The following is a 16,030-nucleotide window of genomic DNA, read 5'->3' on the forward strand; positions in this document are numbered from 1 at the left end:
GGCCGGGTGGGGCGTTGCCTATGTCATGATGCGCTTTTAGCTGTCCTTACCTCGCACAACGCTCACTCCGGGAGCACGCGGAATTCCATCTGATGAACCACGTCAGGCAGTTCCAGGCGGTCGAGGATATAAACCTCGTCAGGCTCGCAGTCTTCGATTCTCTGCCAGTTCTCCTTCAGCCAGGCGACGCTGACCACTGATCTGCCTGAAACCCGGCTCTCCGGAGGCAAGACCCGGGAAATGAGGCCGGCGTGATAGCCCGTCGCCTGTACCAGAGCCAGGCCAGGATAATATCCGGTGAGGTCTATCAGCATGTAGGCAAGCGGACCCGGATCGGTCTCGTACCCCGGAAGGCAAAGGACCGTGCCCCTGTGCAGCTCTTTCCTGTCGGTTTCGGTCAGTTTTTCCATCGTGAAACCCTCATCGGTTTGAGCGACTCGACCCAGTCGTTTGGAACGCCGTCAAAGTGATCGCGTAACCGGTCGTCCACATGCATTGTATCCCAGACAGCGGCGAAGAGTTGCATGCTTGACGTGCCGTCACAACCGTCCTTTTCTGCCCGCGCCGCGGACGCGGCGCCGGCTGGATGGCGGCTCAAGGCCGCCATGAGGGGGCGGGGGTGGCTGTTTGCTGGGTATTGTTTGCTGGATTGGCTCTATGAGATTCTATTTCGCGGTCTTGTACATTTTCGGAATTCTGGTGGGCGTTTCCTATTTGTATTCCCTACCTTTTCTCGTGCGGGCCGCGCTATGTATTCCGGCGATTTACAGCGCCTATGTATTGAGAGTGAGATACCTGAAGCATGAGGATCTGTCCTATCCGGCGCAAAGGAAGATCAAGCGTATTCAGGACGCCAGCTTGTCAACGTGGTTGCTCCCGCCTTTGATCCCGGTAATCAGCCTACTTATGGAAAATGGGCTGATCATTTACAGCTCGTGGAACACCGTAAGCTATCTGGACGCGGTGGCCTATGGCGCGCTGCTCGTGTTCACAGTTCTGTTTTCTCCCATCAGGCCGAACGTGGAAAAATAGCCAGAGGATTTGGTGATCTCGTTTGCGTCCCCTCGCGCACCAAAGTGGTTCTGGTTCAAGGCCGGAATGAGGGCGCGGGGATGGTTTGTTGGCGGTTAGCTGCTTCAGCAGTGGCGGCTGGGCGGAGTGGCGGCGGGGCGTTGATGCGCTTGGACAGTCCTCACGCCTGCTATCCATGCGGATTTCTGTGACCGCGCATTCGCGTGTCGGGATGCGTCATGAGGGCCGGGCTGTGTGGAAAGGGGCGCCAGCCGGAGTTTTGACTGGGGGTTTGGGGACGCTCTCCGGCTGGCTTTCAATCCCGGTGTTCGTGACCGCCGGGCTCATACCCGTCGCTTGGGGGAGCGGGTCGGGAGATAATGATAAAACGCAGCCCCGTCGATTTGGTTCCGTCGGTTTTTCAAAAATGTGAATCCGAGATGCCGTTTGTCTTCGCGAACGGGAAGGCTATGTTTGCGCATATGCCCGCCAAAGGCGCGGCGGGACATGAGCGAGGTGGAGACCATGGCGGCATCCGACGATTTCGGGTTCGGCGCCCAGATACGCAAATCGCCGTTTTTCGACGCGACCGTGCGCTGGGGCGCGACCGGATTTTCCGTCTACAATCACATGTACATTCCGCGCGACTTCGGCGATCCGGAACAGAACTTCCGGAACCTCGTCAACGACGCGATCCTGTGCGACGTGGCCGTGGAGCGGCAGGTCGAGATCACCGGACCGGACGCGGCGCGCTTCACGCAGATGCTGACGCCGCGCGACCTGTCGAAAATGCAGGTGGGGCAGTGCAAGTACATTCTGATCACCAACCAGGACGGCGGGATCCTGAACGATCCGGTGCTGCTCAGGCTCGCCGACAACCGCTTCTGGATTTCGCTGGCCGACAGCGATGTGCTGCTGTGGGCGCAGGGCGTGGCCGTGCATGCGGGCATGGACGTGGCGATCCGCGAGCCGGACGTCTCGCCGTTGCAGCTGCAGGGCCCGAAATCCGGCATGATCATGGAGGCGCTCTTCGGCGCGGAGATCGCGAGCCTGCGGTACTATCGGCTGCGCGAGATTGAACTGGACGGCATTCCGCTGGTCGTGTCGCGCACCGGATGGTCGAGCGAACTCGGCTACGAGCTCTATTTGCAGGACGGCGCGCGCGGCGACGATTTGTGGGAGCGGATCATGGCGGCGGGCCAACCCCTCGGCCTGAAGCCCGGCCATACCTCGACGATCCGCCGCATCGAGGGCGGCATGCTGTCCTATCACGCCGACGCGGACATCGGCACCAACCCTTACGAACTCGGCCTCGACCGGCTGGTGAACCTCGACATGGAGGCCGATTTCATCGGCAAGGCGGCTCTGCGGCGCATTCGCGACGAAGGCGTGCGCCGCAGCCAGGTGGGGCTGATCATCGGCGGCGAACCGCTGAAAGGGCCGAACACCACGTTCTGGCCGGTGCGACGCGACGGGGCGACGATCGGCAAGGTGACGTCGGCGGTGCATTCGCCGCGTCTTGAGAAGAACATCGCGCTGGCGATGGTCGCGGCGGAGCATGCAAGCGTTGGCGCGGAGGTCGAGGTCGTCACCAGGGCCGGTGTGGCTCCGGCGACGATCGCCGAGCGCCCGTTCTACGACCCGGAAAAGAAACTCGCCTCCGGCTGAGCGACCGGCTGTATTCCCCTTGAACGACGCCAATCTTTGAAATTGTCCAAAAGAAAACACGTTCTCTATCGAGATATTTGTTATGGAGGGCGCGCAGACTTACTGAGTCTCTACAAAGGGAGAACTTCATGCTCGTGCATAAATTCTTGTCCGCGCTTTGCGTGGCAACGGCTTTCTGTCTTGCGGGCGCCGTAGGCGCAGCGCTGGCGCAGGACGCCGAAAAGCCCAACATCATCGTCATCATGGGCGACGACATCGGCATGTGGAACATCGGCGCCTATCATCGCGGCCTGATGGCCGGCCGCACGCCGAACATCGACAAGCTTGCCGCCGAAGGCGCCATCTTCACCGACTATTACGCCGAAGCGAGCTGCACGGCCGGCCGCGCCAACTTCATCACCGGCGAACTGCCGATCCGCACCGGCCTGACGACCGTTGGCCAGGCGGGCGCAAAGATCGGCATGCCGGACAAGGCTCCGACCATCGCCACGGCGCTGAAGGAGCTCGGCTACGCCACCGGACAGTTCGGCAAGAACCACCTGGGCGACCGCAACGAGTTCCTGCCGACCGTGCACGGCTTCGACGAGTTCTTCGGCTACCTCTACCATCTCGACGCGATGGAGGATCCCTTCCATCCGAACTATCCGCAGGACCTGCTCGACAAGGTGGGCCCGCGCAACGTGCTGCACAGCTTCGCCACCGACGCGGACGACGAAACGGTCGATCCGCGCTGGGGCAAGGTGGGCAAGCAGCGCATCGTCGACATGGGGCCCCTGCCGCCGCATCCGATGGACGGCATCGAACTGAACATGGAGACCGTCGACGAGGTGATCCGCGACCGGACGTTCGACTTCATCGACAAGGCGCAGGCGGATGGCAAGCCGTTCTTCGTGTGGCTGAACCCGACGCGCATGCACGTCAAGACGCACCTGTCCGAGAAATACGAGAACATGCGCAATTCCAGCAATGGCTGGTCGATCCAGGAAGCCGGCATGGCGCAGTTCGACGACATCATCGGCGACGTGATGACCAAGCTGGAAGAGATGGGCGTCGCCGACAACACCATCATTGCCGTAACCACCGACAACGGCACCGAGGGCTTCACCTGGCCGGACGGCGGCACGACGCCATTCAAGGGCTGGAAAGGCATGGGCACCGAAGGCGGCTTCCGCGTTCCGATGGTCATGCGCTGGCCGGGCAAGGTCGCGCCCAACCAGGTGATCAACCAGGTGATGTCCGGTCTCGACTGGTTTCCGACGCTCGCCGCCGCCGCCGGCTATGACGGCGACATCGCCGAGGATCTGAAGAAGGGCGCGTCGCTGGACGGCAAGGAATACAAGGTCCATCTCGACGGCTACAACCAGATGGAGATGCTGACCAAAGGCGCAGACTCGGCGCGCGACGAGATCTGGTACTTCACCGAATCGACGCTCGCCTCGGCCCGCGTCGGCGACTTCAAGTATGTCTTCGTCGAGCAGCCTGACGGCTGGTTTGGACCGAAGGTGAAGCTGGACTGGCCCGGCATCTACAATCTGCGTCTCGACCCGTTCGAGAAGATGAACATCGGCGACTCGATGTACGCCGCCAACTGGTGGACCTACGAGTTCTGGCGCTTCGTCTTCGTGCAGCAGGAAGTGGCGAAACTTGCGCAGACGGCGGTGGAGTTTCCGCCGATGCAGCCGGGCGCGAGCTTCAATCTAGAAGCCGTGAAGGCGAAGGTCGAGCAGGCGCTGGCCAGCCGCACCGGTAACTAGGCATTCCGAAAGACGCACATTGAGCGGCCGCTGGGGAGACCCGGCGGCCGTTGTTTTTCAGGGCAGGCTTACTCCGCCGCCTGTTTGCGACCGATGCTCTCGGCAGACGCCATGCCGGGGGCGGACGACTTGCCGCCGAGCTTGTCGCGCACGCCCTTTTCGATCCGGTCGCCGGTTTCCTTGTCGATATTGCGCCAGTAGTCGAAGGCGCGCTCAAGCACCTTTTCGCTGACGCCGTCGCAGAGATGGCCGACGACGTTGGAGACGAGCCGCTTGCGCGCGGCTTCGTCCATCACGTCGTTGATCAGCGCGCGGGGCTGGCTGAAATCGTCGTCGTCCTCGCGCAGCGTGTAGGCCTCGCGCACCATCTCGCCGTCGGCATGCCATAGGCCGGCTTCGCCCGTCATGTCGGGCTGGGCGGCCGGGCCGCCCCAGGAATTCGGCGCGTAGACCGGATCGGAGACGTTTTCCGTGCGCATCGCGCCGTCCTTGGAATAGCTGTAGACCGGGCAGCGCGGCTTGTTGACCGGGATCTGCTTGTAGTTGACGCCGAGGCGCGCGCGGTGGGCGTCGGCGTAGGAAAAGCCGCGGGCAAGCAGCATCTTGTCGGGCGACAGGCCGACGCCGGGAACCATGTTGTTCGGCTCGAAGGCGGCCTGCTCGATCTCCGTGTGGAAATCGGTCGGGTTGCGGGTGAGCGTCATCCGGCCGACCTCCATCAGCGGATAGTCGGCGTGCGGCCAGACCTTGGTGAGGTCGAACGGGTTGATGCGGTAGGTCTTGGCGTCCTCGAACGGCATGATCTGCCATTTCAGCGTCCAGCTCGGATAGTCGCCGTCGCGGATCGCGTTGAAGAGGTCGCGGCGGTGATAGTCGCCGTCGCTGCCGGCGAGCCTGTCGGCCTCGTCCTGGCTGAGATAGGCATTGCCGTCGCCCTGGTCGGTGTGGAAGTGGAACTTAACCCAGAACATCTCGCCGTCGGCGTTGACCAGTGAATAGGTGTGGCTCGAATAGCCGTTCATCTCGCGCCAGGTCTTCGGAATGCCGCGGTCGCCCATGAGGTAGGTTACCTGGTGGGCGCTTTCCGGCGACAGCGTCCAGAAATCCCACTGCATGTCGTGGTCGCGCATGTCGTTGTCGGCGCGCCGCTTCTGGCTGCGGATGAACTGCTGGAACTTGATCGGGTCGCGGACGAAGAAGATCGGCGTGTTGTTGCCGACCATGTCGAAATTGCCGTCCTCGGTGTACATCTTCACCGAAAAGCCGCGCGGATCGCGCCAGGTGTCGGGGCTGCCGCGCTCGCCGGCGACGGTGGAAAAGCGGATCAGCACGTCCGTCTTCGCGCCCGGCTGGAAGACCTTCGCCCTGGTGTACTGGCTGACATCCTGCGTGACCTCGAAATGGCCGAAGGCGCCGCCGCCCTTGGCGTGGGGCTGGCGCTCGGGAATGCGCTCGCGGTTGAAGTTCGCCATCTGCTCGAGCAGGTAATGGTCGTTCAGCACGATCGGTCCGTCGCGGCCGACAGTCAGCGAATGCTCGTCGCTCTGCACGCGGATACCGGCGTCGGTGGTTGTCGGGGGGACGGTTGTCTTCTTTTTGCTCATGATCGGTAACCTTTGCGTGTAGGAAATATCTGAGCGTGTAACTTCCGGGCGGGCGCAAGGTTCCATTGGCCGGCGATTTTGACGCAGGCGTCGCTGCTGGCGGCCTTCGGAGGTTCAACCCTCGTGCAAATGGATTTCATTATTCGCATGCGGAAATCATTCGAAGATTCCCGCAGCGCGTATCGTCTATTTCAAAATCAACTCAATATGGCCCAGCGCTGTCATCTTCGGGCGCGCGCGCCTTCGAACACCACTTCGCCGTGGCCCGTGACATGCACGCTTTGGAGAAGATGAGCTTCGTTTCCAACCCGTTGCATGCTTTTGATTCAGATACATGTCCCGGCGCCGGACGTCTTGCTCAGTATCCTCCGAAGAGGGGAAGGCCGCGCGTCTCCGTCTGTGCGCTCAACACGGTTCCCGTCTCGGCCTCCGTGATGAACAGCTGATCGCGGTTTTTGCCCCCGAAGGCGACGTTCGTCGTGTGCAGCCCTGTTGGCGAGACGAAGCGGCGCGCCGGTTCTCCTCTCGGCGTCATGTGCCAGACCGTTCCCAGACCAATGTGACAAATGACGAGCCCGCCGTCGCGGTCGATTGCCAGACCATCCGGCCCCTGTCCGCCGGATAGCTGGATGAAGTTGCCCACCTTGGCGACGCTTCCGTCAGGCATCATGGGAACCCGCCAGATGCAATTGCCGCGCGTTGCGGCGACGTAAAGGGTCGCGCCGTCGGGCGACAGCACGAGACCGTTCGGGCTCGGCACGTTCGCGAGGATCATCTCCGGCGCGCCCGTCGGCCGGACCCGGAAGACGCGTCCGGTGGGATCGTGCAGGCCGGTCATTCCCTGATCGGTGAAGTAGAGGTCTCCATTGTCAGCGAATGTCAGGTCGTTGACGGCCTTGAGCCGCTCGAGATGGCGCCGCTGGAGAAACGGCGCAATGTTCCGCGTGCGCGGATCGAACACCATGATTCCGTTTCTGTAATCCGCGATGAAGAGACGGCCGTCCTGGTGGAAGGCGAGGCCGTTGGGTTCGCCGTCATAGGTTATCATTACCTCGAACCGGCCATCCGGCGATATCCGGAAAATCCGGCCATAGGCGATATCGACGCACCATAAATTGCCGTCGTGGTCGAAGGCCGGACCTTCGAGGAGCGAGTGGTCGGGCTGACCTCCAGGCTGGCCATCGCGCCATTCGGACGGCTCTCCGTGCATTCTGAGTTCGTCCGGCAGGCTTGCGAACACGGATGTTTCGGTGGTGGGCGGCGGAGCAAAAAACACGACTTGTTACCTCATTTCGCTCAATGGGTCGCCCTCGGCAGCCACAGCGCGATATCCGGCTCGATGTAGAGCGCAAGGCAAAAGGCGACGATAATCAGCGCATAGGGCATCGACGATTTGCCGATGACTCCAAGCGGCGCGTTGCTGATGGATTGCACGGCAAACAGATTGAGCCCCATCGGCGGCGTCAGCGCGCCCAGCTCGATCAGAAGCACCAGCACCACGCCCATCCAGATCGGGTCGTATCCCATCACCTGGAAGACGGGAAAAAGCACAGGCACCGTCAAGAGCATGATCGACAGCCCGTCAATGAACATGCCGATGACCGCGTAAAGCGCGATCAACAGAAGGAAGAAGGCGAAGGGACCTATCCCTGCCTCGGCCATGGCCCCGGAGAATCCGCGGCTGATGCCCGAGTTGACGATGGCGAAACTGAGAAACTGGGCGTTGATGGTGATGAACATGACGACGCAACTCGTCACCACCGCGTTGCGCAGCGCGGCGACGAGAGCGGCGGCGGAAAGGTCGCGATAGGCCAGACCGAGCAACAGCGCCAACAGGCAGCCGAAGGCGGCCGCTTCCGTGGGCGTGACGACGCCCGCGTACATGCCTCCTATGACGGCGACGATCAGGGCGGCGACCGGCAGGCTGTCGACGATCCCGGACCGCCGCTTTCGCTTCAGGTCTTCGGCGTCGGGCGGCGGCGCGAGATCCCGGTTCAGCAAAACGCGGATCGCGATATAGACCAGAAACAGGGTGGCGAGCACGAGACCCGGGACCACGCCCGCCATAAAGACCGACAGAACGGACGTCTGGGTGATCGAGGCGTAGACAATCATCGGGATGCTCGGCGGGATCAGGATGCCGAGGCACCCGCCGCCGGTCAGCGAACCGAGCGTCAGCGCGTCCTTGTAGCCGCGCCGCCGCATTTCAGGCACGGCGACCGTGCCCACTGTCAGGGCGGTGGCGACCGTTGAGCCGGACAGCGCGGAGAAGGCGGCGCAGCCGACGATATTGGTGTGGGCGAGCGCGCCGGGAATACCACGCAGCATCACTGCGATGCCGTTGTAGAAGCGCCGCGCCAGGCCGCTGCGCAGGATGATCTCACCCATCAGGACGAAGAGCGGGATGGCGACGAGCGTAAAGCTGGTGGCCGTGTTCCAGATGATGTCGCCGAAGGTCGGCCACATGCGCGTGCCGGTCGCCATCGTCACGCCGACAATGCCGACGATCCCGATAGCCGATCCGATAAGGACGCCGCCGAACAGGCAGCAGACCATGAGAACGCCATAGACAAGAAGGGCGACTGACCAGTCCATTGAAACTTCCTATTGCCCGCGCCCGTAACTGCGACTGAGAAATTCCTCGGCGAAGGACAGGGCAAGGAGCGCGAAGCCGACCGGCATCACGATTTGTGGAATCCACAGGGGTGTGGTGGAAGCGAAAGCCGAACCGGAATTGAACAGCAGGCTGAGCGCCCAGGTCTGATAGCCCGCATAGGCGGAAAAAGCTGCTAGCGCGAGACTGGCGAGGCTGGCCGCGGCCAGGGAGAACCGGCGTCCGCGCCGCCCCATGACGCCGAGCCCGAAATCGATCCGCAGCAGGGCGCCGGAGCGGTGGGTGTAGACCAGGCCTGCAAGAATGACGAAGGCGAATCCGTAGCCTGAATATTCGTCGGCGATGAGCGTCGAAACGCCGAAAAAGTAACGGCTTACGATTTCGACATTCATCAGGCAGAAGACAAGAACGAGCACGATGATGGCGGCGCCGAGCAGCGCTCCCGCAAGAAGATCCAGCGCCCGCCGCAGGCCGCGCAGCCATACAGGCAGCGCGGTCTCCGTCAACTCGGGCCCGGTCGGTTTGGCGGGTTCAGCCACGGTTCGTCCGTCCTACAGCGCGCAAGCGGCGCTGACCCGGTCCAGAAGCTTGCCGGCGATCTCGCCGTTGGCGTCGGCCCATGACTGCCATATCGCCCTGGTGCTTTCCTTGGCGGAAGCGAAATCGGCGTCGGCGGGCGTCAGCAGCGTCATGCCTTCGGCCGTAAGCTTGGTCTCGGCTTCGCCGGCCGCCGCGTCGATCGCCGCGCGGAACTTGTCCTGCCAGGCGTTGGCAGTCTCGGTCAGAGCAGTCTGAATTTCCGGCGACAGCGCCCCGAACGCCTTTTCGTTCACTGCGATGAGCTGGTCGGTCATGGTGAAGTTCAGCATATATCCGTAATCCACCACCTCATAGAACTTCCAGTCATAGGCCGGGATCACAGCGGTGATCGCGCCATCGACGACGCCGCGCTGCAACGCCGGGATAACCTCGGCTGGCGTTATCGCAACGCCGGAAGCGCCCATGAGGTCGAGCATTTCCACCTGCATCTTGTTCCAGGTGCGCACCTTGCGGCCTTTCAGATCGCCGATCTGATCAACCGAATCGCGCAGCCAGACCTGCTGCGGCGGCATCGTCCAGCCCGTCAGCGCCCGGACCTTGAACTTGTCCTGGAGGCGCTCGTTGAAGATCGGCAGCACTTCGTCGATGGCCGTGTAGAACTGGTCCGTCGAAGTGCAGATGAACGGCAGACCGAACACCGTCAGTTCGGGAACTTCGCCGGCGACCGGTCCGATGGCGAGATCGGCGATCTGGATCTGGTCAGTGGCGAGCGCGCGCAGGGTATCCGTGTTCTTGTAGGGAAGTTCGCCTGACGAAAAGACCTCGATGACGAGTTCGCCGTCCGTGGCTTTCGCGACATCGCTGGCGAATTCCCGGTAGAGTTCCGTCGGCTTGTCGTTGGCGCCGAACGGCGTGAACAGCGACCATTTGGTTTCGGCCAGAGCCTGGCCGGACAACGCGGAAAAGGCTGCGCCCGCGATCAGCGCGTATTTCCAGAAATTCAATTCCCATTCCTCCCTTGTGAAGTCCTGGTGAGCCGCCGGTTGTTGCTGGCAACAACCCGGTCAACAGGCCTCAGCCTCCCATGTAAACCATCGAGACATGGCAAATTAATCGATCAATTGATCGATAATCGATATATTTATCTTTTTGTGCTATGGAGTCAATTCATCGTTTACCCGACCGTGGACCGCCGGCAAAAGACTTGCCGTTCCCGGTTACGGTGTTACAAAAAGCCCTCACGGAAACATTCCTGCCTCGGGCGATCGAAGGGCCGGCTGAAGGCCCGCAGGTATAGACAATGAAAAACGGCAACAGCGAAACGCAAACCGACAGGCGGCTGGATCTCGCCGCCCGGGCGGCTTGGATGTCCTATGCCCGGAATCGCACGCAGGACCAGATAGCGCAGGAACTACAAGTCTCGCGACAGGTCGTCCAGCGCCTGATGGCGCTCGCACACAAGGCGGGCCTGATCGAATTCCGGCTCAACTACGCATTGACCGAATGCATTGAGCTGGCGGAGCGGTTGAAGGAGCATTTCGGCCTGCAATACTGCGAGGTGTCGCCGAGCGAGTCGGGGTCGGTCGAAGACCTGGCGTCCGTCGGCGCTCTCGCCGCCCGCTATCTCGAGACCGTCCTGCAATCGCGCGAATCCATGACGATAGGCGTCGGCAACGGCAAGACGATGCGACAGGTCTCCGAGCATCTCGCACGCCTCGACAGACCCGATTGCCGCTGTGTTTCAATGATGGGCAATCTCACCCGAAGCGGCAAGGCCAGCAATTACGATGTAGTGACATGGATCGCCGATCTTCTGGGCGCAGACTGTTATCCGCGACCGATGCCGGTGATCACCGAAACCGAGCAGGAACGCGAGGTGCTTCAGGCGCAGCCGGGCTATGCCCGGCTCAGCGACATCGTCGCGCAGGCCGACCTGTTGATCATGGGTATCGGCTACTGGGGAAGAGGCGGGTCGCTTGTCATGGACGGCTACATCACCGAGGACGAGGCGCGTGAAGCCGTGCGCGCCGGAGCCGTGGGCGAGTTCCTGGGTTTCGCTATCGACACGAAGGGGCGCGTGATCGACGCCGATTACCACGCGCGCCTGACGTCCTATCTGCCGAAACCGGATGAGAGCCGACCGGTGGTCATCGTCGCCTCGGGAGAACTTCGCGTGCCTGCCGTCAAGGCGGCTTTCGCCGGACGCCTGGCCAACAGCCTGATCACCGACGAGAACACAGCGCGGCTTTTCCTGGCGTGACGTTCCGGGCCGGTCCTGGATGTCGATGTTCCAGACCGCGAACCATTGGTTGCGGATGCCCTCGCGCTGGCGACAGTCGGCGCGCGCCTTGGAACACGTCAACCGACCGCGCTGGTCAGCAAATCGGACGAAGCCGCCGTTCAGGGCTTGCTAAGGAATGTCGACTTCGAATTCATGCCCAGCCTCAGTGAGAGCGGCGACAGCGGCGTTCAAATCGCGATCGGCGACCAGAATATGCTCCCCGTCAAACGTGCAGAGAACGAATACGCCGATACCTTTGTCACTGAGAGGCGTTACCAGTGATTGCACAATCCCGGCGGTGTGAAAGTCAAACGGTCCCATGCTGCGCAGGCATGCCCACGGCGCATCTGTTTCTGTTCCTTCAGGAATGCGATCCATTTGGCAGACAACCGTCATTTCGTCATCCGCACGGATGAGCGCCGTGAAACCTGCCCCGCTCAACCAGTCAGGCATCGGTGCGTCCGATGCCAAACGGGAGACGCCGTAGCGGCCCGGCACGCGTTGCAAGCGGACGCCGGCGCTCACGCGTCAGTTCCGCCGATTGCGGCGACAGCCTCAATCTCGATCAGGTATTCGGGACGCGCAAGCGCCGAAACGGTCAAAACAGTCACCGCGGGCGGTTGACGCTCTTTCCAGCGGCGCATTCGCACCTCCGCCAGCGCCACGGCGTCTTCGGAATTCGTGAGGAAATATGTAAGCTTCACCAGGTTTCCCATGCCCATGCCTGCATGCGAAAGCAGGGCCTCGATATTGTCGAGCGCCTGTTCGGCCTGCTCACGAAACGATGTCCGCAAGGCGCCGCAGGGCGCTACGCCGAATTGACCTGAGACGAACATCCATTTCGCTGCGCCCTCAACGGCGGTCGCATGGCTGTAGATCGTCGTGAAATTGTCTGGAACCGCCCAGACTGTATTCGGATTGATTGATTCAATAGACGCTGGCATGGCGTTCTCCTTCTATGGTTTTAGAAGAAGGACATTCCCGCTTACTCTGCCAGCGGAAGCTTCATCTTCAGCGATGATGCCCGACGTTACCACACGAATTATCGTTTTCAAGGGTGGAAAGCAGACAGAAGCCAAGCTTCGTTGCCAGCCCGATGAATGCTTTCTGTTCAGCGACTCATCCAGGCGCCGGGCGTCTCGCTCGGTATCCTCCGAAGAGGGCAAGGCCGCGCGTGTCCGTCTGCGCTCAACACGGTTCCTGTCTCTGCCTTCGTGATGAACCGCTGATCGCGTTTCTCGCCCCCCGAAGACGTCGTTGATCGTGTGCAGCCCTGTCGGCGAGACGAAGCGGCGCGGCGGGTCTGCCCTTGGCGCTGCTTCTCGGTTCGGTTCGGAAACGCGGCGCCGACCGCTTCCGTGAGTGGCGGGCGAATGCCGATCACCGCCTTCGTCAGAGCCGCCGGGATATATCAACCAACCGCGCAGGTCAGCAAAGCGGACATTGCGACCAGTGCTTATTGTTGCGGATGTTCTGATTGCGACCCGACAGTCGCAACTACTTTGCTTTGCATCTAATCCAGTTGTTCAAATCGTCGGTTCTGGCTATTTCCTGGGAGCCATTGTGCCCATGCCATGCCTCCAAAACAAACGTTAAAAATGCCACGTCACATCGCAATAACCCGGCGACGGGGTCGTTCTGGCCGCTGGGCCTTGGCATAAATTGTCGATAACCGCCCTTTTGTGTTTCGACGGACACGTGCCTCAAGGCGTTCTAACTTGTCCTCCAACAACCGGCGTCCTGACGGGTTTCGCCGCACCGAAGAAGACCACGATGGTGTTGGCCGAAAACCGGGTTGACTCCGCTTCTTCGGGAACCTCGCTAAAGCCGGTTTCCGTGTTGTCCCACCCGTTGCCGACCCAAACATTGCCGGCGGGATCCACGCCTATGGGCGCAACGATCTGCAGTCCGCCGATATAGCCCTCGGACGGTGTGATCGGGTCACCTGTTTTCAATCCGGGCGGGCAGGTTTCAGTGCGGAAACCGCAAAGCTGGGTTACCGAATGACTGGTGGCGCTCGCGACCCAGACATTGTCGTTGCCGTCAATCGCGACCCCCCAGGGTCCGGTGATGGCGCCCTCCGCATTGAAGGGGCCCAGTACCGACCCATTGGGCCGGATCACAGATATATCGCCGCCGGGAAACTCGCTGATGATCTCCCAAAGATTGATCCACATGTGGGCCGCAATGTCGTCGGCCGACTGCAAACCCCTGCGCGCCTCAAGCTTGCTTTCGATCGCCTGCTTGGCCAAGTCCAGTTTTTCTCTTGTCCCCGGATGTCCGACAAGATTGCCGACCCAGGCATTGCCCTGGCTGTCGATCGCGATGGCATGAGGGCTGAAACCAACCTTGATCTCCTCGGCGTTGGCGGGGTCGTTCGAAGGGAACCGCGTTACTGTGTCGGAACCACTATTGGTGATCAGGATCCGGTCCTGCAGGTCGATGGCGATGCCGAAGGGACTTTTGACCTGTAGCGTGCCTTCTTCGGGCTTGCCATCCACGGTGCGGCCGAGAATACGGCCTTTGGAGGGGTCGCCACCGGGAAAGTGAACGATCTGGTTGTTGCCGTTGTCTACCGTCCAGACATCGCCGTTCGGTGCGACGATCACGCCCTGCATCTGCCCGAGCTTGCCATCGAAGTTGTATCCGCCTTCCGGCGACAGCGGCTCGCCGGTCTTTCGGTCGAGGACAGAAATCGTGCTGCCGATCAGGTTGGTGACCCAAACCTTGTTATCTTCTGAGAAAGCGATGCCCCATCCGGGGCTATCGAGACCGCCGCCGCGATACCCCGTGATCATCGGCGACAGCGGGGTGCCGTCGGTGTCGAACCTCCCGACGCCACCGCCGAACTGCTGGAAGATCGTGGTCTGCGACCCGATCAGCCAATTGTTGTTGGTCCAGAAGTTGCCGTCCTCGTCAAGCGCGGCGCCCCCAACGGCGTAAAAGCCGCCGCCGCCGTAAACCAGCGACAGGGTCCAGGCGCTCGGGGGAAAAAAGAGGTAAGGCACATGCGGCACATCCCGGTACCGGCTACCTTCTGGTATCGGATAGAACGCGTCCAACAGGTTGAAGAGCTTGTCCGCATTGTGCCAGGGGTGGCGGGCGATGTTCTGTGCCGCCTGCAGCGTGTCGGCAGGCGTTGATCCGTCCGGCGGCGTGGCCGCGTCGAAGAGCTTGTTGCAGGCGTCCGCGATCGCCGTTACGCAGCCCGACAGCAGGAGGCCAAGCGTGTTGAACTTCGTCAGGGTGGTGGTTCGCGGCGCGTTCAGCGTGTCCGATATGACCGGACCAAGGCCGCCTGTCTCGAGATTCACGAGGTTCGGCATATTGCGCGAAGCAATGCGAAGTCCGGTAACATTGCCGCGCAGATCACCGCCGTCCAGCAGTTGCGCGGCCGTCCAGGCCGAGGCGACAGTCGTCAATTCGCTGATCGTTACCTTTGCCGGCGGTTCATTTCCCAACAACGCCATCAGGGTCGTTGCCGGGTTGGATCCCGTACCGGGTGCCAATGTGGACTCGCCGCCACGGGCGATCAGATAAAGAACACCGCTCTCGCTTCCTACATCCCCAAGGTTCAATGTGAACGCACCCTGGCCGTCCGTCGTCGCGGAGCCGAGCATTTCAGGCGCTTCTTTCCCCGCTTTCCACGCAGTCACCACCGCACCGGCGATGGGCGCACGTCCTACAGCGACCTGTCCTTCGATACGATTCTCGGCGAAAGCCGGAAATGACATGAGAGCAAGCGAGATGATCAGGGCAGTGCATTTCACGACGTTCAACATCGAAATGTCCTTGTGCAAAGGGTTGGCGCGTTTTTTGGCCACGTATAGCATACAGCAGGTGTTTTCTGCTTTGACGCTACCACATATTAGCTCAGAAGCCTGTGTCAGCTGAACAAATTGTCAACAGAAGAAGTGCGCCCGGAGTTAATCGCAGCGGAGGGCAATGTATGGTGCCGGATGCGACGGATCAGAACAGTTAGGATTAACGCGTTTGCAACACAAACGCAGGGTCTGAATTGGGCTGATTTTGATGAAAAAGTCGCCTTGATTAGGCCTTTGTCGATTGATTCAGTTTCTCAAGTGATTTGGGAGGCTGATTGCGATGATGGGCAAGCGAAAGGAATGTCAGGCGGCACTGTTCTATGAGTTCAGCCTGGAGGACCACGTACCATCGGGTCATCTGTTGCGGTCGATAGATCGATTTGTGGATTTGACCGACATCCGAACACACCTGCGCCCTTTCTACAGCGATATCGGGCGTCCGTCGGTTGATCCCGAACTGATGATCCGCATGCTTCTGGTCGGATACATCATGGGTATTCGATCCGAGCGGCGGCTGTGTGAAGAGGTCCATCTGAACCTTGCCTATCGCTGGTTTTGTCGTCTCGATCTGGGCGATCCAGTGCCCGATCAGTCGACCTTTTCGAAGAACCGTCATGGCCGGTTCCGGGAAAGCGATCTGTTGCGGCAGCTGTTTGAGAGTGTCGTTGCCCGCTGCATTGAAGAAGGATTGGTGGGTGGCGATGTGTTCGCCGCCGATGCCAGCATCATCCGAG

General features: G+C 61.1%; 14 protein-coding genes. 5 read left to right on the top strand and 9 right to left on the bottom strand.

The genetic code is table 11. From position 1 onward, the window contains the following. Window positions 1-62 precede the first annotated feature (62 nt). Complete coding sequence (gene imm45, locus AAFN47_RS15135) at window positions 63-410, bottom strand: Imm45 family immunity protein (protein WP_499810079.1); 348 nt, start codon at window positions 408-410, stop codon at window positions 63-65. A 289-nt stretch (window positions 411-699) separates the two neighbouring features. On the opposite strand from imm45, the gene AAFN47_RS15140 reads away from it, so the two are divergent. From AAFN47_RS15140 to AAFN47_RS15150, 3 genes are all read left to right on the top strand, one after another. After that, window positions 700-1,032 (top strand): hypothetical protein, encoded by a 333-nt coding sequence (locus AAFN47_RS15140; protein ID WP_499810080.1) that lies wholly within the window; start codon window positions 700-702, stop codon window positions 1,030-1,032. Window positions 1,033-1,518: 486 nt separating this feature from the next. Then, a complete protein-coding gene (locus AAFN47_RS15145; RefSeq protein ID WP_499810081.1) occupies window positions 1,519-2,679 on the top strand; it encodes a glycine cleavage T C-terminal barrel domain-containing protein in 1,161 nt (386 codons plus the stop codon). 128 nt (window positions 2,680-2,807) lie between these two features. Then, window positions 2,808-4,433, top strand: coding sequence for an arylsulfatase (locus AAFN47_RS15150; protein ID WP_499810082.1), 1,626 nt, complete (start codon window positions 2,808-2,810; stop codon window positions 4,431-4,433). A 68-nt stretch (window positions 4,434-4,501) separates the two neighbouring features. Here the strand turns inward: AAFN47_RS15150 and AAFN47_RS15155 are convergent, their stop codons facing one another. The 5 genes from AAFN47_RS15155 to AAFN47_RS15175 form a co-directional block, all read right to left on the bottom strand. Beyond that, window positions 4,502-6,037, bottom strand: coding sequence for a catalase (locus tag AAFN47_RS15155; RefSeq protein WP_499810083.1), 1,536 nt, complete (start codon window positions 6,035-6,037; stop codon window positions 4,502-4,504). Window positions 6,038-6,395: 358 nt separating this feature from the next. Next, the gene (locus tag AAFN47_RS15160; protein ID WP_499810084.1) at window positions 6,396-7,313 is read right to left on the bottom strand and encodes an SMP-30/gluconolactonase/LRE family protein; all 918 of its coding nucleotides are present in this window, start codon (window positions 7,311-7,313) and stop codon (window positions 6,396-6,398) included. 20 nt (window positions 7,314-7,333) lie between these two features. Then, entirely contained in the window at window positions 7,334-8,632 is a 1,299-nt protein-coding gene (locus AAFN47_RS15165) for a TRAP transporter large permease (protein WP_499810085.1), read from the bottom strand. A gap of 9 nt (window positions 8,633-8,641) precedes the next feature. After that, window positions 8,642-9,190 carry a TRAP transporter small permease gene (locus AAFN47_RS15170; RefSeq protein ID WP_499810086.1) on the bottom strand — a complete coding sequence of 183 codons (549 nt, stop codon included), beginning with the start codon at window positions 9,188-9,190 and terminating at the stop codon, window positions 8,642-8,644. A gap of 12 nt (window positions 9,191-9,202) precedes the next feature. Beyond that, window positions 9,203-10,195: a TRAP transporter substrate-binding protein gene (locus AAFN47_RS15175; protein WP_499810087.1), complete on the bottom strand. Its 993-nt coding sequence runs from the start codon at window positions 10,193-10,195 to the stop codon at window positions 9,203-9,205. 296 nt (window positions 10,196-10,491) lie between these two features. Between AAFN47_RS15175 and AAFN47_RS15180 the strand changes: the two genes are divergently transcribed. Further along, window positions 10,492-11,451, top strand: coding sequence for a sugar-binding transcriptional regulator (locus AAFN47_RS15180; protein WP_499810088.1), 960 nt, complete (start codon window positions 10,492-10,494; stop codon window positions 11,449-11,451). Between the two features lie 150 nt (window positions 11,452-11,601). Here the strand turns inward: AAFN47_RS15180 and AAFN47_RS15185 are convergent, their stop codons facing one another. The 3 genes from AAFN47_RS15185 to AAFN47_RS15195 form a co-directional block, all read right to left on the bottom strand. Next, window positions 11,602-11,997, bottom strand: a complete 396-nt coding sequence (locus tag AAFN47_RS15185; RefSeq protein ID WP_499810089.1) for an ACT domain-containing protein — start codon at window positions 11,995-11,997, stop codon at window positions 11,602-11,604. Further along, window positions 11,994-12,416 carry a RidA family protein gene (locus tag AAFN47_RS15190; protein WP_499810090.1) on the bottom strand — a complete coding sequence of 141 codons (423 nt, stop codon included), beginning with the start codon at window positions 12,414-12,416 and terminating at the stop codon, window positions 11,994-11,996. Before AAFN47_RS15190 ends, AAFN47_RS15185 begins: the two co-directional genes overlap by 4 nt. A gap of 759 nt (window positions 12,417-13,175) precedes the next feature. Beyond that, window positions 13,176-15,254, bottom strand: coding sequence for a Vgb family protein (locus AAFN47_RS15195; protein ID WP_499810091.1), 2,079 nt, complete (start codon window positions 15,252-15,254; stop codon window positions 13,176-13,178). Between the two features lie 322 nt (window positions 15,255-15,576). On the opposite strand from AAFN47_RS15195, the gene AAFN47_RS15200 reads away from it, so the two are divergent. Further along, window positions 15,577-16,030, top strand: a 454-nt coding sequence (locus tag AAFN47_RS15200) for a transposase (protein WP_499810092.1), incomplete at its 3' end; no start/stop codon positions are given.

Source organism: Hoeflea sp. CAU 1731, assembly GCF_039888615.1.
GTDB lineage: Bacteria > Pseudomonadota > Alphaproteobacteria > Rhizobiales > Rhizobiaceae > Flavimaribacter.